24 protein-coding genes are annotated in these 23,274 nt (G+C 32.3%); 14 read left to right on the top strand and 10 right to left on the bottom strand.

What is annotated here, in order from left to right; all coding sequences use genetic code 11:
• The first annotated feature begins 139 nt into the window (after window positions 1-139).
• From AC1EUV_RS01980 to AC1EUV_RS01965, 4 genes are all read left to right on the top strand, one after another.
• Window positions 140-2,323: a glutamine synthetase III family protein gene (locus AC1EUV_RS01980; protein ID WP_480196982.1), complete on the top strand. Its 2,184-nt coding sequence runs from the start codon at window positions 140-142 to the stop codon at window positions 2,321-2,323.
• 40 nt (window positions 2,324-2,363) lie between these two features.
• Window positions 2,364-2,813 carry a GNAT family N-acetyltransferase gene (locus tag AC1EUV_RS01975; protein ID WP_480196981.1) on the top strand — a complete coding sequence of 150 codons (450 nt, stop codon included), beginning with the start codon at window positions 2,364-2,366 and terminating at the stop codon, window positions 2,811-2,813.
• 62 nt (window positions 2,814-2,875) lie between these two features.
• Window positions 2,876-4,165, top strand: coding sequence for an amidohydrolase (locus AC1EUV_RS01970; protein WP_480196980.1), 1,290 nt, complete (start codon window positions 2,876-2,878; stop codon window positions 4,163-4,165).
• Window positions 4,166-4,221: 56 nt separating this feature from the next.
• Window positions 4,222-4,524 (top strand): rhodanese-like domain-containing protein, encoded by a 303-nt coding sequence (locus tag AC1EUV_RS01965; RefSeq protein ID WP_480196979.1) that lies wholly within the window; start codon window positions 4,222-4,224, stop codon window positions 4,522-4,524.
• 7 nt (window positions 4,525-4,531) lie between these two features.
• On the opposite strand, the gene AC1EUV_RS01960 is transcribed toward AC1EUV_RS01965, so the two are convergent.
• Both AC1EUV_RS01960 and alaS read right to left on the bottom strand, forming a co-directional pair.
• Window positions 4,532-5,485 (bottom strand): GSCFA domain-containing protein, encoded by a 954-nt coding sequence (locus AC1EUV_RS01960; RefSeq protein WP_480196978.1) that lies wholly within the window; start codon window positions 5,483-5,485, stop codon window positions 4,532-4,534.
• Between the two features lie 5 nt (window positions 5,486-5,490).
• The gene (gene alaS, locus AC1EUV_RS01955; protein WP_480196977.1) at window positions 5,491-8,100 is read right to left on the bottom strand and encodes an alanine--tRNA ligase; all 2,610 of its coding nucleotides are present in this window, start codon (window positions 8,098-8,100) and stop codon (window positions 5,491-5,493) included.
• A gap of 135 nt (window positions 8,101-8,235) precedes the next feature.
• Here alaS and AC1EUV_RS01950 point away from each other — a divergent pair, with 135 nt between their 5' ends.
• From AC1EUV_RS01950 to AC1EUV_RS01930, 5 genes are all read left to right on the top strand, one after another.
• On the top strand, window positions 8,236-9,207 hold the full coding sequence (locus tag AC1EUV_RS01950; protein ID WP_480196976.1) for a peptidoglycan DD-metalloendopeptidase family protein: 972 nt from the start codon (window positions 8,236-8,238) through the stop codon (window positions 9,205-9,207).
• A complete protein-coding gene (locus tag AC1EUV_RS01945) occupies window positions 9,207-9,536 on the top strand; it encodes a MerR family transcriptional regulator (protein WP_480196975.1) in 330 nt (109 codons plus the stop codon). Before AC1EUV_RS01950 ends, AC1EUV_RS01945 begins: the two co-directional genes overlap by 1 nt.
• Before the next feature lie 11 nt (window positions 9,537-9,547).
• Window positions 9,548-10,159, top strand: coding sequence for a LemA family protein (locus tag AC1EUV_RS01940; protein WP_480196974.1), 612 nt, complete (start codon window positions 9,548-9,550; stop codon window positions 10,157-10,159).
• A gap of 1 nt (window position 10,160) precedes the next feature.
• Complete coding sequence (locus tag AC1EUV_RS01935) at window positions 10,161-10,598, top strand: TPM domain-containing protein (protein WP_480196973.1); 438 nt, start codon at window positions 10,161-10,163, stop codon at window positions 10,596-10,598.
• Window positions 10,599-10,687: 89 nt separating this feature from the next.
• The gene (locus AC1EUV_RS01930; RefSeq protein WP_480196972.1) at window positions 10,688-11,371 is read left to right on the top strand and encodes a LysE family translocator; all 684 of its coding nucleotides are present in this window, start codon (window positions 10,688-10,690) and stop codon (window positions 11,369-11,371) included.
• Window positions 11,372-11,395: 24 nt separating this feature from the next.
• Here AC1EUV_RS01930 and AC1EUV_RS01925 read toward each other — a convergent pair whose 3' ends face one another.
• From AC1EUV_RS01925 to rplU, 5 genes are all read right to left on the bottom strand, one after another.
• Window positions 11,396-11,950 carry a hypothetical protein gene (locus AC1EUV_RS01925; RefSeq protein ID WP_480196971.1) on the bottom strand — a complete coding sequence of 185 codons (555 nt, stop codon included), beginning with the start codon at window positions 11,948-11,950 and terminating at the stop codon, window positions 11,396-11,398.
• Between the two features lie 27 nt (window positions 11,951-11,977).
• Window positions 11,978-12,409: a dUTP diphosphatase gene (gene dut / locus AC1EUV_RS01920; RefSeq protein WP_480196970.1), complete on the bottom strand. Its 432-nt coding sequence runs from the start codon at window positions 12,407-12,409 to the stop codon at window positions 11,978-11,980.
• A complete protein-coding gene (locus AC1EUV_RS01915) occupies window positions 12,406-13,860 on the bottom strand; it encodes an MATE family efflux transporter (protein WP_480196969.1) in 1,455 nt (484 codons plus the stop codon). The genes dut and AC1EUV_RS01915 overlap by 4 nt, the downstream gene beginning before the upstream one ends.
• A gap of 108 nt (window positions 13,861-13,968) precedes the next feature.
• Window positions 13,969-14,229, bottom strand: coding sequence for a 50S ribosomal protein L27 (gene rpmA, locus AC1EUV_RS01910; RefSeq protein WP_480196968.1), 261 nt, complete (start codon window positions 14,227-14,229; stop codon window positions 13,969-13,971).
• Window positions 14,230-14,257: 28 nt separating this feature from the next.
• The gene (rplU, locus tag AC1EUV_RS01905; protein ID WP_480196967.1) at window positions 14,258-14,764 is read right to left on the bottom strand and encodes a 50S ribosomal protein L21; all 507 of its coding nucleotides are present in this window, start codon (window positions 14,762-14,764) and stop codon (window positions 14,258-14,260) included.
• Window positions 14,765-15,004: 240 nt separating this feature from the next.
• Between rplU and AC1EUV_RS01900 the strand changes: the two genes are divergently transcribed.
• Both AC1EUV_RS01900 and AC1EUV_RS01895 read left to right on the top strand, forming a co-directional pair.
• Window positions 15,005-16,330 (top strand): M16 family metallopeptidase, encoded by a 1,326-nt coding sequence (locus AC1EUV_RS01900; protein ID WP_480196966.1) that lies wholly within the window; start codon window positions 15,005-15,007, stop codon window positions 16,328-16,330.
• Between the two features lie 19 nt (window positions 16,331-16,349).
• On the top strand, window positions 16,350-18,413 hold the full coding sequence (locus AC1EUV_RS01895) for a M16 family metallopeptidase (protein WP_480196965.1): 2,064 nt from the start codon (window positions 16,350-16,352) through the stop codon (window positions 18,411-18,413).
• 54 nt (window positions 18,414-18,467) lie between these two features.
• Here the strand turns inward: AC1EUV_RS01895 and AC1EUV_RS01890 are convergent, their stop codons facing one another.
• Entirely contained in the window at window positions 18,468-19,337 is an 870-nt protein-coding gene (locus tag AC1EUV_RS01890; protein ID WP_480196964.1) for a DMT family transporter, read from the bottom strand.
• A gap of 142 nt (window positions 19,338-19,479) precedes the next feature.
• Between AC1EUV_RS01890 and AC1EUV_RS01885 the strand changes: the two genes are divergently transcribed.
• The 3 genes from AC1EUV_RS01885 to AC1EUV_RS01875 all read left to right on the top strand — a co-directional run bounded on the left by AC1EUV_RS01885 (window position 19,480) and on the right by AC1EUV_RS01875 (window position 21,372).
• Window positions 19,480-19,845, top strand: a complete 366-nt coding sequence (locus AC1EUV_RS01885) for a cation transporter (protein ID WP_480196963.1) — start codon at window positions 19,480-19,482, stop codon at window positions 19,843-19,845.
• An 87-nt stretch (window positions 19,846-19,932) separates the two neighbouring features.
• A complete protein-coding gene (locus AC1EUV_RS01880) occupies window positions 19,933-20,274 on the top strand; it encodes a hypothetical protein (protein WP_480196962.1) in 342 nt (113 codons plus the stop codon).
• Window positions 20,275-20,355: 81 nt separating this feature from the next.
• A complete protein-coding gene (locus AC1EUV_RS01875) occupies window positions 20,356-21,372 on the top strand; it encodes a COX15/CtaA family protein (RefSeq protein ID WP_480196961.1) in 1,017 nt (338 codons plus the stop codon).
• Here AC1EUV_RS01875 and gldD read toward each other — a convergent pair.
• Both gldD and gldE read right to left on the bottom strand, forming a co-directional pair.
• Complete coding sequence (gldD, locus tag AC1EUV_RS01870; RefSeq protein WP_480196960.1) at window positions 21,369-21,959, bottom strand: gliding motility lipoprotein GldD; 591 nt, start codon at window positions 21,957-21,959, stop codon at window positions 21,369-21,371. The two genes, AC1EUV_RS01875 and gldD, sit on opposite strands and share 4 nt — an antisense overlap.
• On the bottom strand, window positions 21,952-23,256 hold the full coding sequence (gldE, locus tag AC1EUV_RS01865; protein WP_480196959.1) for a gliding motility-associated protein GldE: 1,305 nt from the start codon (window positions 23,254-23,256) through the stop codon (window positions 21,952-21,954). The genes gldD and gldE overlap by 8 nt, the downstream gene beginning before the upstream one ends.
• Window positions 23,257-23,274: the final 18 nt, after the last annotated feature.

The raw sequence follows: 23,274 nt of genomic DNA, 5'->3' as shown, positions 1-23,274 counted from the left end.
TTTTTTAATTAATTGATAAAATAATTAGGGGTGTTTTTGTTTTTTTTATTAAAATAATAATTTAAGCCCTATTTTTTTTAGGGTATATGTTTTAAAATTAAAAAAATTGTATTTTTGACATTAGATTAAAATAAATGATATGTCAACTTTAAGATTTAATGCTTTAAAAGAAACTTTGAATAGAAAACCCGTTGAGGTTTTAGAAAGCGGTAGACGCTCAGAAGCTTTTTCCAAAAATGTTTTCAACGAACATGCTATGCGTCAGTTCATGACTAGTGACGCATATCAAAGCGTAAAAGATGCAATAGAATATGGAACTAAAATTGATAGAAAAATTGCAAATCAAGTTGCGGCAGCAATGAAAGATTGGGCATTGTCAAAAGATGCAACACATTATACGCATTGGTTTCAACCTTTAACAGGCTCTACTGCAGAAAAACATGATGCTTTTTTCGAAACTATCCAAGGAGGTAGAGCTATGGAAAAATTCGGAGGAGGTCAATTGGTACAACAAGAACCAGATGCTTCAAGTTTTCCTAATGGAGGTATAAGAAATACTTTTGAAGCACGTGGATATACAGCATGGGACCCTACTTCGCCAGCTTTTATTTATGGAACAACGCTCTGTATACCAACGGTTTTTGTTGCATATACTGGTGAGGCATTAGATAATAAAGCACCTCTCTTAAGAGCATTACAGGCGGTTGATCATGCCGCTACAGCTATTTGTAAATATTTTGATAAAAATGTTTCTAAAGTAAATGCTTCTTTAGGGTGGGAACAAGAATATTTCCTTATTGATTCTGCACTCGCTGCTTCAAGACCAGATATTACTTTAACAGGTAGAACTTTGTTAGGTCACTCTCCTGCCAAAGGTCAACAATTAGATGATCATTATTTTGGATCAATACCAAATAGAGTTATGAGTTTTATGAGAGACTTAGAACAGGAAAGTATGTTGTTAGGTATTCCTGTGAAAACAAGGCATAATGAAGTAGCTCCAAACCAATTTGAACTGGCCCCTATTTATGAAGAGGCAAATTTAGCTGTAGATCATAACTCTTTATTAATGGACGTTATGGAAAAAATTGCGCAGCGTCATAAATTTAAAGTGTTATTTCACGAAAAACCTTTTGCAGGGATAAATGGTTCTGGAAAACATAATAATTGGTCACTATCTACAAATACTGGAGTGAATTTGTTAAGCCCAGGTAAAACACCAATGAAAAATTTACAGTTTTTAGCATTCTTTGTGAATACAATTAAAGCTGTAAATGATTACGAAGAATTAATTAGAGCATCTATTGCTAGTGCAAGTAATGATCATCGTTTGGGAGCAAATGAAGCACCACCTGCAATAATTTCGGTATTTATTGGTTCGCAGTTATCTGCTGTTTTAGATGAATTAGAAAATGTGACTAAAGGAAAGTTATCTCCTCAAGAAAAGACAGATCTTAAATTGAATATCGTTGGTAAAATTCCAGAAATTTTACTCGACAATACAGATAGAAATAGAACATCTCCATTTGCTTTTACAGGAAATAAGTTTGAATTAAGAGCTGTAGGTTCTTGGTCTAATTGTGCAGGACCCATGACGGTTTTGAATACAATAATGGCAAAACAGTTAAAAGAATTTAAAAAAGAAGTTGATAAACTAATTGAAACTAAAAACCTTAAAAAAGATGAAGCTGTTTTTAATGTATTGAGAGAATATATTAAAGCTTCTAAAAAAATTAGATTTGAAGGTGATGGTTATGGAGAAGCATGGGAAAAAGAAGCTAAAAAACGTGGTTTAAGTAATAATAAAACAACGCCCGAAGCATTAAAACCTAAGGTTTCTAAAAAAGCAATTTCACTTTTCGAAGAAATGGGTGTGATGAGCAAGGTAGAGGTAGAGGCGCGTCATGAAATTGAGTTGGAAGAATATACTATGAGAATTCAAATTGAGAGTAGAGTATTAGGAGATATTGCTCGTAATCATGTTATACCAACGGCTGTTAAATATCAAAACACTTTAATTGAAAACGTAAGAGGATTAAAAGATATTTTTGGCAAGGAATTTAAAAAACTGGCTGCTGAGCAAATAGATTTGATTGAGAAAATATCAAACCATATTGCCGAGATCAATTCAAAAATTAATGAAATGATTGAAGCTCGTAAAAAAGCAAATAAGTTAGAAGGTCAAAAAGCAGCAGATGCTTATTGTAATAAAGTGAAACCATATTTTGAACAAATTAGATATCACTGTGATAAGTTAGAATTAATGGTGGATGATGATCTTTGGCCATTAACAAAATATAGAGAATTATTATTTACTAGGTAATTGGAAAAATCCCACAGAAGTGGGATTTTTTTATAAAATAATGGAAGTAATTAGAACGAATTCAAATCATAAAGATTTTATCTTATTAACAGAAGAGTTAGATAATTATTTGAGTGTTATAAATGGAGACTCAGATGACTATTTTAAACAATATAATAAGTTAAATGATTTAAATAATGTTGTTATAGTTTATGATGAAAACAATGCTATTGGATGCGGAGCATTTAAAAGATACGATGCTACAACTGTTGAGATAAAAAGGATGTTCGTTAAGTCCATTGCAAGAAGAAAAGGAGTAGCAGAAATAATATTAATGGAGCTTGAAATCTGGGCAAAAGAAATAGGTTTTTATAAATCAGTTCTAGAGACAGCAAAAGATATGGAGCCAGCGGTTTCACTTTATAAAAAATCTATGTATAGTATTATACCTAACTATGGTCAATATAAAGATGTTGATAGTAGCATTTGTTTTCTTAAAACTCTAGATTAAACTGACTTTTGGTTAAGTATTATTTTCCTTACTTTTAGGCTTCACAAAACAATTAACTCAAAATGAAAAAATTACTACTTCTTTTATTTGTATGCTCTTGTTTTTATACGCAAGGACAAAATGCTAAAATTGATAAAATGATCGACGATGTCGAATCAAAAGTTATTGAGTGGCGTAGAGATTTTCATCAAAATCCAGAATTGTCAAATAGAGAGTTTAAAACGGCTGAAAAGATTGCAAAATTTTTAAAAGATTTAGGTTTAGAAGTGCAAACGGGTATTGCTCATACTGGCGTTGTTGCAATTTTAAAAGGAGGAAAGCCAGGACCAGTTATTGGTTTACGAGCTGATATTGATGGCCTTCCTGTTACCGAAAGAACTCCTGTGCCTTTCGCATCTAAAGCAAAAAGCACCTATAATGGTATTGAAACCGGTGTTATGCATGCATGTGGTCATGATACGCATATAGCTATATTAATGGGTGTGGCAGAGGTGCTCACTAAAAATAAAAAAGATATTAAAGGAACAATAAAATTTATTTTTCAACCGGCTGAAGAGGGAGCTCCTAAAGGAGAAAATGGAGGTGCCAAAATGATGGTTGAAGAAGGAGTTTTGAAAAACCCAGATGTTGATGTTGTTTTTGGTTTACATATTTCAGCTGGAATGCCAGTTGGACATATCTCTTATAAACCTGCTGGTATTATGGCTGCATCTCAAGGATATTCAATTAAGGTAAAAGGAAAACAAACTCATGGTTCTAGACCTTGGGGAGGTATTGACCCAATTGTGATCTCTGCACAAATTATCAATGGCTTACAAACTATTGTAAGTAGAGATACTGAACTTACTAAAGAAGCCGCCGTTATTACAGTTGGTATGATTAGAGGTGGTATAAGGGGTAATATTATACCTGAAGAAGTTGAAATGATCGGTACTATTAGAACGTTGGATTATGATATGCAAAAAAAATTGAATGATGAAATGAAAAAGAGAGTTCCTGCAATTGCAAAAGCTTTTGGAGGAGATGCTACTATAGAAATAGAAAAAGGATATCCTATTACATATAATGATCCAGAGTTGACTCAAAATATGGCTCCTTCTTTAGAGAGAGCAGCTGGCAAAACAAATGTACATTTGATTAATGCTATTACTGGAGCGGAGGATTTTTCTTTTTTTCAAAAAGAAGTTCCTGGACTTTATTTCTTTTTAGGAGGAAAACCACTAGATGTTAAACCAGAAGATGCGGCGGCACATCATACACCAGACTTTTTTATTGATGAGAGTGGATTAAAACTGGGAGTGCAGTCTTTTGTAAATTTAGTTTTTGACTACGGTAAGAATTATAAAAAATAGTTTTATATAAAAGCGTTATTTGTTTTCTTTGTATCAAATAATTTAAAATAAAAAAAGTGGGACTTTTTAGTAAAAAATCTGAATTTGGCGATGTAAAAGCTTATTTGGCTAAAGATGCTGTTGTACTCGATGTAAGAACTGACGCAGAATATAATGAAGGGCATGTAGAAGGTTCTGAACATATAGTATTAGATTATTTGCCAGATCATGTAGACAAAATAAAAGCATGGAATAAACCAGTGATTACATGTTGCAGAAGCGGTGCTCGTAGTGGTAGAGCAGAAGAGTTTTTAGCCGATCACGGTATAGATGTTATTAACGGCGGACCTTGGCAAAATGTTGACCAACACGTTAATTAATAGTAGCCTAATTGAAATTTATAAATGGAAATGCTTTTTCAAGTGTTTCCATTTTTTGCTTTAAGCTCTCAATAAATTTTTGATGTTGTTCAGAATTTACATTAAATGGTTTGTGAGCTAACCCTTTTTGTATGCCATCTACTTCTTCCATGGTTTTTTTGGCCTTCTGAGAAATCCAAGCATGTTGAAATTTTCCCCAGATATAATCTATAGCTGTTTGATTAGGATGAATCATATCTTCAGTATAAAAACGATAATCTCGTAATTCATCCATCATAATATCATAGCTAGGAAAATAGTGGATGTTTCTTCTTGGTTCAACTACATTATGAACAGCTGATATCAAATGTGCCTTACTTCTGTTATTTTCTGCAAAACCATCTTTTAAATGGCGCACTGGCGAAACGGTTAAAATTATAGAAGTGCTAGGATTTACACTTTTTATCAATGAAATTGTCGCTTCTAGACTTCCACTAATTTCATTTACAGAAAGTAGTTCTTTTAAGAATTTCTTTTGAGGTACTTTGTGGCAATTAGCAACTATTGTATCAGATTCAATATGTCTATACACCCATGCGGTTCCTAAGGTAATTACGATATGAGATGCATCGATTATTTGTTGAGAAGTAACTTTAATGGCTGAATTTAAGTTTGTTAGTAGTTCATCTTTATTTGAATTGCTAAGTTTAGAATGTGCTTCAAAACTATGCCATTGTTCGTTTAAGAAGAAAAGATCTTCTTCAGTATATACCTTCTCGTTTATTGTATTAGTAATTAACTTTTCAATAGCCTTAAGATGGAACAATATTCCGAATGGATTGATGCTGTTTTGAAATTTAAAGTAATCTAACTTAGCTCCAATATTTTCGGCAAAACAGGAACCTAATAATAACAATTCAGAATTATAATCTATTTGATTGTGTTGTTGAGGTTGTAACGGAATATTGGTTTGGAGTTGCATTTTGATTAATTAAGATACTCTTTCGCTTTTACCAAAGCATCTTTAATTCCGTCAGGATTTTTACCACCAGCAGTTGCATAAAAAGGTTGTCCGCCGCCGCCGCCATGAATCAGTTTACCTAATTCGCGAACTATTTTTCCAGCATTTAGCGTGTCACTAATTATGTTTTTAGAAACAAAAGCAGTTAGCATGGCTTTTCCGTTATTTTTTGAACCCGCAATAAAAAAGAGATCATCAATTTCACCACCAAGCTGAAAGGCTAAATCTTTAATTGCGCTTTGGTCTAGAGAAACCTCAGTAGCGATAAAATTAATACCGTTAATAGTTTCAACACTGTTTTTTAGATCATCCTTTAAAGAAGACGCCTTGTCTTTCATCAACGATTCTATTTGCTTCTTTAATTGGATATTTTCCTCTTGAAGTGTTTTTACCGATTCAACAGGGCTTAATGAGCTTTTAAATAGATCTTTAATTTCAAAATAAGATCTGTTTGTTTCAAAATAGAAGTCTTTTACCGCATCATAAGTAATTGCCTCAATACGTCGTACGCCTGCCGCAACAGCACTTTCAGAACGAATTTTAAAATGCCAAATATCACCCGTGTTCTCTACATGTGTACCACCACAAAGCTCGATGGATTTACCGAAACGAATAGTACGGACAGAATCTCCATATTTTTCGCCAAATAATGCCATAGCACCTTCTTCTAAAGCTTTTTCCATAGAGACACTTCGATGTTCTTGCAGCTTTAATTTGTTGTTAATACGTGCATTTACAAAATCTTCGACTTCGCGAAGTTCATCTAAGCTAAGCTTAGAAAAATGAGAAAAGTCGAAACGTAGATATTTAGAATGTACAGCAGACCCTTTTTGTTCAACATGTGTTCCTAAAATTTCACGCAATGCCTGATGCAACAAATGCGTTGCAGTATGATTACAAGCAGTTCTAAAACGTTGTTTTTCATCGACTACAACTTTAAAAGTATCTTTTACATGGTCAGGAAGATTTTCTGCAAAATGTATAATTAAATTGTTCTCTTTCTTAGTGTCAATTATATAGATTACATCTCCATTAGGAGTTTCTAAATAGCCTTTATCACCAACTTGTCCTCCACCTTCAGGATAAAAAGGTGTAAGATTGAAAACCAGTTGATACATATCGCCATCTTTCTTTGAAGTAACCTTTCTATATCTGGTAATTCGTACATCTGCTTGAAGCGAATCATAACCAATGAACTCTTCTTCGCGATCATCAATTAAGATGTTCCAATCATCTGTTTCAACAGCTGAAGCCGCTCTAGATCGATTTTTTTGCTTTTCTAGTTCTTTATTAAATTCACCTTCATCAAAAGACATTCCTTTCTCAGATAAGATCAAAGCAGTCAAATCTTTTGGAAAACCATATGTGTCGTACAATTCAAAAGCTTTATTTCCAGAAATAACTTTATTGTCAGCGCCTTTTATAATGCCGTCTAACATTAATAAGCCTTGTTCCAACGTTTTTTGAAAAGAATGCTCCTCTTCTTTAATAACATTTGTAATAAGCTGTCGTTGCTCTTTTAGCTCTACAAAAACATCACTCATTTCTTTGCTTAAGATTTGAACAAGCTTAAAAATAAAAGGTTCTTTTTGGTTTAAAAAGGTAAATCCGTATCTGATGGCACGTCTTAAAATACGACGTATCACGTAACCAGCACCAGTATTACTTGGCAATTGACCATCTGCAATGGCAAAAGCAACGGCTCTAACATGGTCAGCAATCACTCGAATAGCTATATCCGTTTTTTCATCTTTACCATATTCTGTTTGAGAAATAGTTTCTACTTCACGGATAAGCGGAGTAAAAACATCAGTGTCATAATTAGATTTTACGTTTTGCAATACCATACATAAACGCTCAAAGCCCATGCCTGTATCTATATGTTTTGCAGGTAAATCTTCTAGAGAACCATCTGCTTTTCTATTGTACTGCATAAAGACCAAATTCCAAATCTCGACTACATGTGGATGGTCTTTATTTACGAGCTCTTTTCCTGAAATTTTTGCTTTTTCTTCGTCAGAACGAATATCGACATGAATTTCAGAACACGGACCACTAGGTCCTTGTGCACCCATTTCCCAGAAATTATCCTTTTTATTACCATTGATAATTCTATCTTCGCCTATCCATTCTTTCCAATAGTCATATGCTTCCTGATCAAAGTCTAGGCCATCTTCTTTATCACCTTCAAAAACTGTTACATATAAATTGTCTTTATCAATTTTATAAACTTCAGTTAAAAGCTCCCATGCCCATGCAATAGCTTCCTTTTTAAAATAATTACCAAAGCTCCAATTACCTAGCATTTCGAACATAGTATGGTGGTAGGTATCAATACCAACTTCTTCTAAGTCGTTGTGCTTACCAGAAACACGCAAGCATTTTTGAGTATCAGCAATTCTTTTTACTTCAACTTTTTTCTGACCTAAAAAATATTCTTTAAAAGGAACCATACCGGCATTGGTAAATAACAACGTTGGGTCGTTTTTTAATACCATTGGTGATGAAGGCACAATTTTATGCTCTTTTGATTTAAAAAAGTCTAAAAAATGCTGTCGTATCTCTTGAGATGTCATAAAATGTTAATTAAAAGCTAAATGAATTGCTTGTTTTTACGGTTGCGAAACATTTTGTAAATTTGTTCGTTTGGCAACTGAAATAAGGCACGTTATAGCCTCTTTCAAAGTGCAAAAATAGTACAAATTCACATTATGGCGAAGGTAAAATATTATTACGATTCTGAAACCTTATCGTATAGAAAAATAGAGCTAAGAAAAAGAGATAAGATAAAGCAATCGTTGATTTTTTTGGCAAGCTCGGTCTTATTCGCTTTACTTATCATTTTTGTTTTACTTCAGTTTATAGAATCTCCGAAAGAAAAGGCTCAAAAACGTGAATTAGATAATATAAAGTTGCGTTATGAGCTGTTAGATAAAAAAATGACCCAGGCTCAAAAGGTTTTAGAAGGTGTTCAACAACGTGATAATGATATTTATAGAATGTATTTTGAGGTGAATCCGATACCAGAAGAACAACGTTTGGCAGGATTTGGAGGAGTAAATAGATATAAATCTTTAGAAGGTTTTGAAAATTCTGATATGATTATTGATGCTACTAAGAATATGGATATTCTTGCGAAGCAATTATATGTTCAATCTAAATCATTAGATGAGATCATTAACCTAGCTGAAGATAAAGAAAAACTGTTGGCATCTATACCAGCAATTCAACCAATAAAAAAAGAAGACCTAACCAGAATGGCTTCTGGGTATGGATGGCGTTCAGATCCATTTACAAAAGCACGTAAAATGCATAAGGGTATGGACTTTACTGCTGCTAAAGGAGTGCCTATTTATGCTACGGGTAATGGAATTGTAAAAAGAGCTGATAATGGATCATCTGGGTTTGGAAATCATATTAGAATAGATCACGGTTTTGGCTATGTTACTTTATATGCTCACTTATCTAAATACAATGTTAGAAAGGGGCAACGTGTAAAACGTGGAGATTTAATTGGTTTTGTTGGTAGCACTGGTAGGTCTATGGCACCACACTTACATTATGAAGTACATAAAGATGGTAAACCAATTAATCCTATAAATTTCTATTACGGAAATTTAACTCCAGAAGAGTTCAAAACAATGTTGAAAGCAGCTTCACAAGAAAATCAATCTTTCGATTAATGCATATAAATTTACCAGACAAGAGATATTACAAGATTGGCGAAGTGGCTAAGGCTTTTAATGTAAATGCTTCATTAATTCGTTTTTGGGATAAAGAATTTGATGTAATCAAACCCAAAAAAAATGCTAAAGGCAATAGAATGTTTACGCCCGAAGATGTTAAAAATCTACAAATGATTTATCATTTAGTCAAGGAAAAAGGATTTACATTAGACGGTGCTCGAACCAAACTAAAACAAAACCCAGAAAAGATAAAAGACAATCATTCAATTATTGCTAGATTAGAGGCAGTGAAAGATGAACTATTACAAATTAAAAATCAACTTTAAAAGAGATCATTATGAAAAAAGGACTAATAGTATTAATAATATTAGCCATAGTAGGTTTTGGTTTATATAACTGGGCTGTAGGGTTCAATAATACAGCAGTAGAACATGAAGCAAATGCCAAGACAGCGTGGTCTAATGTAGAAAGCTCTTATCAACGTAGAAATGACCTTATAGGGAACTTGGTGAAGACAGTGCAAGGTGCCGCAGATTTTGAAAAGGAAACGCTAGAAGGTGTTATAAATGCAAGAGCTAAAGCTACTTCAACCACGATCGATCCAACAAATATTACTCCTGAAAATATGGCTGCTTTTCAACAGGCGCAAAGTGGTTTAACAGGCGCATTAAGTAAATTAATGGTTGTGGTTGAGCGTTACCCTGAATTAAAGGCTAATCAGAATTTTTTAGAGTTACAGTCTCAGTTAGAAGGCACCGAAAATAGAATTAATGTAGCGCGCGATCGTTATAACGAGGCCGTAAACACTTATGATATTTTTACCACTAAATTCCCTGGAAAGATACTAGCTGGTATGTTTGGCTTTAAAGAAATGGCTCGATATAAATCTGATGCTGGTTCAGAGAATGCACCAGACGTAAACTTCGATTTCGGTAAAAAAGAAGAATAGGATGTCTAAGGTAGAAGATTTTTTAACTGCAGTAGAAGAGCAACAAATTATTGAAGCAATTCGAAATGCAGAAAAGAATACTTCTGGTGAAATACGTGTTCATTTAGAAAAAAGCACTGAAAAAGATGCTTTAGAGAGAGCTAAAGAGGTGTTTTACTTTTTAAAAATGGATGAGACAAAGCAACAGAACGGAGTTTTGTTTTATGTTGCTGTAGATGATAAAAAATTCTCTGTTTTAGGTGACAAAGGTATTGATGGTACTGTTCCAGATGATTTTTGGAACAGCATTAAAGATAATATCATCAGCGAGTTTTCTAACGGAAATTATGCCAATGGTTTAAAACTCGGAATTTCTGAAACAGGAATAAAGTTAAAGGAATACTTTCCGCATCAATCTGATGACACTAATGAATTGTCGGATGAAATTTCTTTAGGTTAATTGAGAAATTTCAATAACCAATTTTGTATTTTTAGCTCACTAAAATTCCCTAAATAAACTATACTAATTTTAGTTATAGTAGTCGATATATGCAAGACATTATTAACGCCATACCCTTAGGAATCGCACTGGCTTTTATGATTGGACCAGTCTTTTTTGTCTTACTAGAAACAAGTGCAATTAAGGGTTTTAGAGCTGCTGTTGTTTTTGATTTTGGTGTTATAATAGCAGATATTCTTTTTGTGTTGTTCGCTTATTACGGTAGTAGAACTTTATTAGAAAAAATTAAAGATGATCCTCGATTGTTTATACTTGGCGGCGGGATTTTATTTGTTTATGGGCTTTTCACATTTTACAAGCGAAGAAAACCTGTTATAACAGATGAAGACTTGGTTGTTGTAGAAAAAAACAACTATTTAGGATTATTTGTAAAAGGTTTTTTTCTCAATTTTATTAATATAGGAGTATTGGCCTTTTGGTTAGGTATGGTAGTAGTTATTAGTCCTAATTTAGACATGAATGACACGCGTATATTTAAATATTTTACGACTATTTTAATTGCTTATTTTCTCACTGATTTACTTAAAATTTTACTGGCAAAGCAGTTACGAAGTAGATTAACTCCATTTGTAATTAGAAAGATTAAGCGTGGTATGGGTATCGCTCTTATGATTTTTGGCTTGGTATTGGCAGGTAAAGGCTTATTACCCAAAGAGGCTCAGGATAGAATAGATACAGTTATTGAGGATAAGGTGAATTTGCCGAAAGAATAGAATCTAAAGGGGTTAACTAACATGCTATTTTTTTAAAGGAATTGAAATTCCAAGTGCTACGGCTCCTGCAAATTGTTCTGCACTAGGATGAAAATAGTATGTAAATGCAAGGTCAAAATTGTGTTTGGGTCCTAATTCCAATCCAATCGAGACAGGAATGTGAAATAACAATCCGCTTTTTTCAATATTTGTAAATGGGGTTAGAGTTTCGAAAGAACCTACAGATACTCCAATTCCAGATTCTAAATAAGGTGCAACCCAAGGAATAGGAGCTGTAATTCTTGCTTTACCCCCTATTAGAAATGCATTTGCAGTTGATTTATATTGAATTGAATTCTGGTCATCACCATCAACTTTCGTCAATATTAAACCAGCATAGGGTCTAACATCTAACCAATTAGTAAATGTAAATACATATTCTCCTTGTAAATAAAACCCATTGCCTGTAACATCAACATCATCATAAGGTGCACTCAATCCATAACCTAATGAGATATCTATGGTTCTTTCTTGTATCAGTTGAGCTTTAACTTGGTTTAGAGATAAAATTGCCAAAATTATCAGAAACTCTTTTTTCATAATGCGATAAAATTATTTTCTGGAAAATTAAACTCCAGTACTCCCGAATCCGCCAGTACCTCTTTTGGTTTCATTTAAAGCTTCAACTTCTTTCCAATCAGCTTGCTCATATTTTGCAATTACTAATTGCGCTATACGTTCCCCATCATTTATCACGAAATCTTCATTTGATAAGTTCACTAAAATCACACCTATTTCACCACGATAATCGGCGTCAATTGTTCCTGGTGCATTTAAAACGGTAATTCCTTTTTTAGCGGCAAGACCACTTCGAGGTCTAACTTGAGCTTCAAAACCAACAGGTAAGGCAATAAACAATCCAGTTTTAATGATTGCTCGTTCTAGTGGCTTTAAAGTAATTGCTTCATTAATGTTGGCCCGTAAATCCATACCGGCAGAAGCTTCAGTTTCATAATGCGGTAATTGATGTTTTGATTTATTAATGATCTCTACGGTCATTTTTTAAAGATAGTTTTAAGTTCGTTTTTTTCTTTAAATACTATGAATCCCCCAAAAGCTACTACAAATAAAGTAGAAACTATATAATTCTCTTTAAACTGATAAAAGGATATAAATGATAGAACTGTAGCTAAAATTAGATAAAGAAAAATGGCATTGATTTTATAGGGTACATTGTAATATCTCTTTCCGTAGAAGTATGATATTATGCACATACTACCATATGCTACAAGGGTAGCCCAAGCGGAAGCCATATAACCATATTCTTTAATAAGCCATAGGTTTAAAATAATTGTAATTGCTGCACCAAATATTGAAAAATACATGCCGTATTTTGTTCTATCTGTTAACTTATACCAAACTGATAAATTATTATAAACTCCTAAAAATAGGTTTGCCAATAAAATGATTGGCACAATAGCTAAGGCTTGATAATATTCAGGTTTACTCAATAAAATACTTGCGAAAAGATGAATATAAACTACTACAATTAACATAAAAACGGTTCCTATGATTGTGAACCATTTCATGATTTTAGCATAAGTTTCCTTGGCATTTTCTTTATGTGCTTCATTAAAAAAGAAGGGTTCGGCACCCAATCTAAATGCCATTACATACAATGTCATAAAGACTCCTAATTTGTAGCAAGCGGCATAAATACCCATTTGATCTTTACCAATCATATCACCTAAAAGCAATTTATCTAGATTTTCGTTAGTTACGTAAGCTAAACTGCCTATCATGATTGGTACTCCATATATCATCATTTTTTGCAATGTTGATCTATCAAATTGAAACTTAAACTTTAACATTTGTGGTAGCAGCATTAAAAATGTGACGAAGCTTGCTATTAAATTAGCAATGAATATATAAACTACTGGATGTGTTTTTTGATAGTGATCAGTTAAAAAAGTTGGTAAACTAATATTATTTTTTAGCGCATAAGGTATTAACCATAAAAAAAATAGATTAAAAAACGCATAAATTATGATGTTGCTTATTTTATAAAAAGCAAATTTTATAGGTCTTTTGGTTACACGTAAATATGCATACGGAATAACTACTAGAAGGTCAAAAGCAGTAACTAGCGTTAATATTTTTAAATGCATAGGATTGTCAAAACCTAACCAGCTGGATAGCGTTTCATTAAAGCCTAATAAAACAAGTAAAAAAACTGTAGTTGATAATAGAAGTGTTATAAAAGCTGTTGATACTATTTTCCCTTTTTCCTTTTCTTTTGAAAAAAATCTAAAAAAAGCTGTTTCTAATCCAAAGGTTAAAAAAGCAATAAAGTAAGCAGCAAAAACAAAATACCAAGTGTTCTCTGCAAATTCAGCTGAAACTAATTTATCTGTGTGTAATTTGGTTAAAAGGATGTTTATTGCTCTGGGTAAAACAGCGGCAATTCCGTAGATAATGGTGTCTTTAAAAAATCCTTTTAACGAACTCAAGTTGAATTTGGGTTAGTGGTCATCCTGTTAAGGAAAAAATGCTTCACAAATATAAAAGAAAAACCCTCACCGAAATGGTAAGGGTTTTACAATTTATTTTACAAATTCTTAAGCTTCAATCGGATCGATTGAAACGTAAGATCTGTTATCTTTCTTTTTGGTAAATTTTACTAAACCATCAACCTGTGCATGTAACGTATGGTCTTTACCCATATATACATTCTCACCTGGGTGATGTTTTGTACCTCTTTGACGAACAATAATGTTACCTGCTAGAGCAGCTTGTCCACCAAAAATCTTAACACCTAAGCGTTTCGATTCTGATTCTCTACCGTTCTTAGAACTACCTACACCTTTTTTATGTGCCATGATCTATAGTTTTAATTATTGTTATTAATTATGATAATGCAGCAATTAAATCAGCTTTTTTCATTGAGGAGATTCCTTCGATCCCTTTAGCTTTAGCCATTTCTTTTAATTCTGCTACTGTTTTTTTGCTTAAATCTTCAGTTGCCTTTACAGGAGCTTTCTTTTCTTCTGTCTTTGGAGCTGCTTCTTTCTTAGGCTCAGCTTTTTTAGCAGTCTTCTTAGCACCACTTGCAACAATACCTTCTATTTGAATTTCAGATAAAGATTGACGGTGTCCGTTCTTTACCTTGTATCCTTTTCTACGTTTTTTCTTAAAAACGATTACTTTATCACCTTTTAGGTGCTTAATGACTTTTGCAGTTACTGCTGCTCCGTCTATAGCTGGGGCGCCAATAGTTACTTTGCCATCATCCACTAAAAGAACATTATCAAAAGTTACTTTTGATCCTTCTTTTTCTTGTAAACGGTGCACAAATACCTTTTGGTCTTTTGCTACTTTAAATTGCTGCCCTGCTATCTCTACAATTGCGTACATAATTTAAATGTTTTTTATAATATCCCACTTGGAGGGATTCGCTTAATTAAAAATGAGTGCAAATATACAGCTATTTTACATACTGACAATAGGTTTAATTAAAAATTAATGCAGGGCTATTCCTTTAATAAGGATGCTTATTTTATTAAATTTGTATTCCTCTAAAAAAACTAAGAAAAAGGGTAACAAATCTGATAAGTTAACGTCAGATATCACAAACAACAATTAAAAATCTATCAAATGAAAAAATGGAATTTAGCTCTAGCTTTATTTTTTGTTGCATTACTAGCTATTAGTGCTCAAAAAGTAGATTTTATAGAGTATGATTTAGATAACGGATTACACGTTATTTTACATCAAGACAACAATGCACCGGTTGTAACAACTAGAGTAATGTATAATGTAGGTGCTATGGATGAAGAAGATGGTAAAACTGGAATGGCTCATTTTTATGAACACCTTTTATCTACTGGCTCAAAGAACATTCCAAGAGGAGAATGGAATAATATTGTAGCTGCAAATGGTGGTACTAGAAACGCAAGTACTAATTGGGATAGAACCGATTATTTTGAAACATTCCCTTCTAATAATTTAGAGTTAGCTCTTTGGATGGAGTCAGAACGTTTAATGCATCCAATAATTGATCAAAAAGCTGTCGATACACAAAATGAGGTGGTAAAAGAAGAAAAAAGATTCCGTATGGATAATGCTCCTTATGGAAAGGCAATTTATGGTGATATCTATAACCATTTATTTGATAAGCATCCTTATGGTAGACCAATGATTGGTTATATAAAAGATTTAGATGCCGCTAAACTAGAAGATTTCGAAGCTTTTTTTAAAAAATGGTATATGCCTAATAATGCAGTACTAGTTGTTGCAGGTGATATAGAGATTGAAAAGACGAAGAAAATGATAAAAGATTATTTCGGTCCTATTCCAAAAGGAAAAATTGCTGATCGTCATAATATTATAGAACCAGAAAGAACCCAAGAAAAAAGAGTAAAAGAATATGATGCAAATATTCAATTACCTGCAATATTATTGGCTTATAAAACAGCATCTATGAAAGAAAGAGATGCAAGAGTTTTAAATGTAATTTCTACTATTCTAAGTGATGGTAAGAGCTCAAGATTGTATAAAAAATTAGTTGACGATAAAAAGAAAGCACTACAAGCATTTTCCTTTTCAAGGCCATTAAAAGATTATAGTGTATATATAATGGGGGCAATTCCTTTAGGGGGTAATTCTTTAGACGATCTTATTAATGAAATTGATGAAGAGATTGTAAAGCTTCAAACAGATTTAATTTCTGATAAAGATTTACAGAAAGTTAGAAATAAATTTGAAAATCAATACGTTAGTTCTAATTCAAATGTGCAAGGTATATCTAGTACATTAGCAACATATTATTTGTTAGTTGGTAATACAAGTATGATTAATAAAGAATTAGAAATAGTGAATTCTATTACTAAGGAAGAGATTAGAAAAGTTGCAAAGAAGTATTTAGATAAAAACAAGCGCGTTATTATCGATTACTTACCTGAGTCTCAAAAAGAAAAATAATTAGTTTAAAAAAGCAAAAATGAAAAATAAGATATTTTCAATCATAATAATATTTCTTCTTTCTTTAGGAGTCTCTGCTCAAATTGATAGAAGTAAACAACCAAAACCAGGACCAGCACCAAAAATTAATTTGGGCACACCAGAAACTTTTGAATTAAAGAATGGGTTAAAAGTTTTAGTAGTAGAAAACCATAAATTACCTAGAGTAAGTGCTACATTAACTATCGATAATTTACCTAATGCGTTGGGTGATAAAAAAGGAGTAGAAGGTTTATTGGGCGGAATGTTAGGAACAGGCTCAACCAATATGCCTAAGGCTAAATTTGACGAAGAAGTTGATTATTTAGGAGCAAACATCTCTTTTTGGGATGAAGGTGCTAGAGCTAATAGTTTATCAAAATATTTCCCTAGAGTACTGGAGTTAATGGCAGATGCTGCCATAAATCCTGTTTTTTCTCAAGACGAATTTGATAAACAAGTAAAACAAAGTTTAGATGGTATAAAGAATCAAGAAAGTAATGTTAAAGCAATTGCTACCAGAGTAGAAAATGCCTTGACTTATGGTAAAGATCATCCTTTTGGAGAATCAACAACAAAAGAGAGCTTAGAAAATGTAAAAATTGATGACGTTCAAAAACTGTATAGCACTTACTACAAACCTAATAATGCTTATTTAATTATTATCGGGGATGTTAATTTTAAAGATATTAGAAAGCAGGTTAAAACATTATTTAGTAAATGGCAAAAAGCAGAATTACCAAAGAAAGAACTACCTGTAGTTGAAAACCCTTCAGTTACTGAAATTGATTTTATAGATGTGCCAAATGCTGTTCAATCTGAAGTATCTGTAATTAACGCAGTTAAATTACACATGAATGATGGTGATTATTACGCAGCTTTATTAGCAAACCAGATCCTAGGTGGTGGAGGTACGGCTCGTTTGTACAAAAATTTACGTGAAGACAAAGGCTTCACTTATGGTGCTTATTCAGGTATTGGTGCAAGCAGATACGCGTCTAGATTTAAAGCAACTGCGGCGGTTAGAAATGCAGTAACCGATAGTGCTGTTGTAGAGTTTGTAAAAGAAATTAAAAAAGTAAGATCAAAACCAATTGATCAAGCCGAGTTAGACTTAGTAAAAGCCAAATATGTTGGAAGTTTTGTAAGAGCATTAGAACGCCCTACAACGATAGCTAGCTATGCCTTGAATATTCAAACATTAGGGTTGCCAGCAGATTATTATGAAAACTATTTAAAGAATTTTGAAGCTGTGACTTTAGAAGATGTTCAAAAAGCAGCGAATAAATATTTTCAAATTGATAATGCTCGAATTATAGTTACTGGTAAAGGAGTAGACGTTGCTGATAAGTTAGAACAATTAGGATATAAAATGAACTACTTTGATAAATATGGCAATAGTATTGAAAAACCTAAATTTTCTAAGCCAATTCCTGCTGGAGTTACTGCTAAAACCGTATTAGAGAATTATATCAAAGCTATTGGCGGTCTAGATAAATTAAAGGGAGTTAACTCCGTTGTTACTAAATATGAAGCGGAAGCTATGGGCTCTAAAGTATTGGTAGAAGAAAAACGTGTTGCAGATAAGTATAAGAATACTACTTATATGAATGGCACTCCAATGATGATGGTAGTTGCAAATGATTCTGAAATGTATATGAAACAAGGTGCTAATAAGATGCCGATGCCAGCCAATATGTTGAATGACCTTAAAAACTCTTTTGGCACTTTCGTGGAATTGAGTTATTTAACAAATGATAAAGTTGAATTAGCTGGAATTGAAACAATAAACGGTAAGGATGCTTATAAAATTGATGTTCCTGGCGAAGCTGTATCGGCTTCAATGTTTTATGATGTTGATTCTGGTTTAAAGGTGAAGGAAATTTCTTTAATCAATATGGGTGGAAAAACGCAATCTCAAGAAGCAACATATTCTGATTATAAAGATTTTGATGGGATTAAGTTTGCTGGAAAAAAAGAAGGATCTTTAGGGCCTCAAAAAGTTGAATCGACTTTAATTGAAGTTTTAATTAATAAAGGAGTAACAGAAGAAGACTTTAAATAAAAATAGATTCTTAGAATAAATTATAAAAGCCGAATATTTTAAATGTTCGGCTTTTTATTTTTTACTAGCTAAATAAACACCAAGCAAGATTATTCCACCAGCAATTAGTTGAATAAAACTTAAATTTTCACCATCTAAAACTCCCCAAAAAATAGCAACTATAGGTATGAGGTAGGTAACGGAAGAAGAAAAAACAGGTGTAGAAATCTGTACCAATCTATTAAATAATGTTTTTGCAAAAGCAGTGCCAATTACAGCTAAAATAGTTAGATAAAGAAGAGAGGTTTTAGTTTCGGGCGTGTATTCAAAAGTTGTGAAGAATTTTGAATACCATAAAACTATTAGTGTTGGAATAATAATCAAAACAAAATTACCCGTGGTTACAGCTAAAGCACTAATATCACCTAAATGTTTTTTTAAAATATTTACATTAAAAGCGTAACCGATAGAAGAAATAATTGGTAATAAAGCAAACCAATAATTTTGATCAGGATTCAAAGCAGCACCTTTAAGTATTAAAATTACTGTACCTATTAATCCTATTAAAACCCCAAATAATTGGGATCGTTTAAATGCAAAACCAAAAATTAAGAACCCTATAATTAATGTGTTTAATGGGGTTAGAGAATTTAAAATTGAAGCAATTGAACTATCAATTCCTTTAATAGCATAAGCAAATAGAAATGCAGGAAAGAATGTGCCTAATATGGCAGTTAAGAAAATATACCACCAATGATGCTTTTTTATAGTAAATAGGCTTTTAAATCCTACTAAAAGAAGTGCTAAAGCAGTTATTAAAATTCGTAAAGCTCCAACCTGTATTGGGGTTAAGCCAATCAAGGCTTTTTTCATTAAAATAAATGAACTTCCCCATACAATTGCAAGAATGACTAAGTAGAACCAGCGTAGCTTTTTTTGACTCATTTAGTTAAATATCGAAGCAACAAATGTCGTATAATAATTTAACTTGAATTAATGTTCTTACTTAAAAGTTAAAGTTTAGTTATAACTTATTTGAACAAAGTATTTATCGTTACATTTGCCTTAAAATCATTAAATATTGATTATGAGGCTAATAAAAAGTGTCTTTTTTCTTTCTTTGTTAGGAGTTGTATTTTTTTCTTGTGCAAAAACAAATAGTACAGAAGATAAGATGGTTGCAGTTAAAGGAGCAAAAGAAATGGCTGTAAGCCTTAAGAAAGTATCATTAGATATTGAAGGAATGACATGTCAAATAGGTTGCGCCAAGACTATTCAATCAAAATTGGCAAAAACTGAAGGTGTAAAGTATGTTTTAGTAAATTTCGAAGAGAAAAAAGGTATTGTAGAATATGACACCAATTTATTATCTAAAAAAGATATTGTAAAGACAGTAGAAAAGATAGCCGGAGGTGACTTGTATAAAGTCACAGAAGTGGCTGAAACTGAATAAATAAAAACAAAAAAAACCTTTGTTTATATAAAATATAATTGGTTAATTTGCGTTTCGTTAACGTATAAAACTAAATTTATCAAACAAATGAAATTATTAAAAGGATTATTGATGCTAGCTATCGTAGGTTTAGTAGCTGTATCGTGTAAGGAAACTGCTAAAGGAGCAAAAGAAGATGCTAAAGATGCTGTTGAAGCTGTAGAAGGAGCTGCTGATGCTGCTACTGACGCTGCTGGAGATGCAGTAGATGCTGCTGGTGACGCTGTTAAAGCTGCTGGTGACGCTGTAGAAAAAGTAGCTGATTCTGCTGCTGCTAAAGCTGGTGATGCAGTTGATGCTGTAAAAGATGGTGCTAAAGAAGTAGTAAAAGATGGCGCTGCTGCTGTTGAAAAAGCTGCTAAAGATGTAAAAGAAAAAGTTGAAAACTAATTCTTTTAAAACTTATAAATTAAGGCTTCCATTGTGAAGCCTTTTTTTATGCCTTTATTTATCTTTGTTGAAATTTCTTGAATGAAAAAACACTTTCCAGTTCTAGTTAAAGTTTGTTTAATTTCTGTTTATGTAATTATTCTTGCTGGAGCTACGGTTCGTATGACAGGTAGTGGAATGGGTTGCCCAGATTGGCCAAAATGTTTTGGACATTTAATTCCGCCAACAAGTGAAGAAGAGCTGCTATGGAAACCAAATACTGAATTCAAAAAAGGGCTAGTTATTATAAAGAATGAGTCCTTGTTTGTGGCTAAGAGTAAGTTTGTATCATCTACTGAATTCAACTCTCAAAATTGGAAAGCTTATACTAAACACGATTATGCTAAATTTAATGTCACTCATACTTGGGTAGAATATATTAACAGGCTTGCTACAGCTGCATCTGGCATCTTTTTTCTACTGCTTATAATTTCTTCAATGCAGTTTTGGAAAGAAAAGAAAATACTCACTTTACTGTCATTTTTAGCTTTGTTTTTAATGTTGTTTGAAGCTTGGCTAGGTAAAACGGTTGTTGATTCTAACCTGGCAGTTTCAAAAATTACAATTCATATGTTAGTTGCGTTACTGATAGTAGCTGTATTATTAATGTTACAATTTAAGACGAGCTTAAAAAAAGAATTTAGAGAAGATAGGTTATTTAGAAATTTACTTTTTATAGCCTTTTGGTTAACAATTCTTCAGATTATTTTAGGTATAGATATTAGAGAGTTTGTAGATGAACAATTAAAATTAATTGGATTTGATAATAAAGGATTATTGCAATTAGAATCAAACACCAATTTTTTAATTCATAGATCATTTTCCATTATAGTGGTAGTGTTAAACATTTGGTTGTTTTTTAGAAATAGCAAACTTAACTTGGGATACACCTCGCTTTTTTGGATTTTAGTAATTCTAACGGTTGAAGTTTTGGCTGGTGTATTAATGTATTATTTTAACTTTCCGTTTGGTACACAAGTAGTACATATGCTTTTTGCAGCTATTTTATTTGGTGCACAGTTTTATTTGATTCTACAAAGTAGAAAACAAAAAGTTTAATTTTTCCACTCTAATGTTTCCATTAAATGTTTAATGTCTTTTTCTACATGTTTAATAGCCGGTAAAATAGAATCATAATTTGGTTGCACTTCAAAATATAAAGCTCCAGTAATAAAATGTTTGGTACTATCTGTCAAATGGAATTGTAATGGCGAAGCTGCATTACCAGTAACTTCTAATAAAGAACCATATACTTTTTTATCAGAATTTAAATAAGGTTGCGCACTGATACCGTCTGCTTTTACTGAGTGTTTATAGGTTAATTTTTCAGATTCTGATAATAATTCTTTTAAGTTATCTTCTACAGGTCTATATGTTAAATTTAATGAAGCTTTTAAAGAAGGATATTGAATATTAATCCAACATTTTGAATTTGGACTTGCATTTGCACCTTTTGAATACTCAAAAACATAAGGACAATCTGTTGTAGATTTTTGATAATCCACTTCATTATAAGCCAACCTTAAAAAAGCCTTTGGTTTAGGTAAAGTTTCTTCTTTACAGGATGCAAGTAAAAGACATAAAATCGCTACTAATATGGATTCCTGCCTACGCAAGAATGACTGTGAGAAAATATATTTAATCATTGGGTAATGTCACTTTAACTTGTTTAATTCGTTTTTTATCTAATACTTCCACTTTAAATTGATACTTCTTAAAATTCAGTATCTCATTCTTTTTAGGAAACTTTCCAAAAATTTCAAGGATAAATCCCGCCAAGGTTTCGGCTTCACCTTTGTGTTCCTCAAAATCAGTTTCATCAATTTCTAGAACCTTATAAAAATCTTTAAGTACTATTTTTCCTTCAAACACATAATTATGAGCGTCGAGCTTAGAATAGGAAAGATCATCATCATCAAATTCATCACTAATATCTCCTACAATTTCCTCGATAACATCTTCTAAAGTAACAATACCAGAAGTTCCACCATATTCATCAACTACTATAGCTAAATGATTCTTTTTTTCTTGAAACTCCTTTAATAAATCATCTAATTTTTTGTTTTCAGGAACGAAAAAAGGTTCTCGAAGCAATTTTTCCCATTGAAATGTTTTTTTCGACAGATGTGGTAATACATCTTTGGTGTATAAAACTCCAATAATAGTATCCATATTGTCACTATAAACAGGAATTCTTGAATGACCGTTTTCTATAATCTTGCCTACTACCTCATTAAACGATTCATCATCCGCTAAGGCAAAAACATCCATTCGTGGGCACATTACCTGCACGGTCTCAGTATTGCCAAAGCTAACTATGCCTTCTAAAATTTTCTGTTCATCTTTTGTTGTAGCCTCTTCTGAAGTTAATTCTAATGCTTGAGATAATTTTTTTACAGAAAAATCTGTTTGCTTTTTACCTAATCGCTTCTCAACAATAGTGGTCAAACTCATTAAAGGTGCACTCAGAAAGGTTAGTGCTGAATTCAAAAAATTTATCGGATGCGCCATTAATGATGCGAAACTTAAGGAATTTCTATTGGCATAAATTTTTGGTAAAACTTCTCCGAATAGTAAAATTAAAAAAGTAATAATAATCACTTCTACTACAAAACGTAGTAAAGTTGATTCTATGCCGCCAAAAAAATGTTCTCCTATATACGCAAATAATAAAACGATTAGAATATTAATAAAATTATTTGCTATTAAAATAGTGGCAAGTAATTTTTTTGGATTTTCAAGTTGTCTAGCTACTATATTTTTTTGTTTAGAAGTATCATTTGAAGCATCTTCTAATTGAGATTTTGAAAGCGAAAAAAATGCAACCTCAGATCCAGAAATAAGCGCGGAAATTAATAAAAGAACAAGTAATAAAATTACACTTGAAGTTAATGTCCAATCAACTGAAGTTAAGAAATATAAACTCGGTGGCTCAGAATCCAATAAAAATAAATTTTAATT

The organism is Maritimimonas sp. 2304DJ26-3 (genome assembly GCF_056591635.1).
This window is presented reverse-complemented; position numbering and strand designations above follow the sequence as displayed.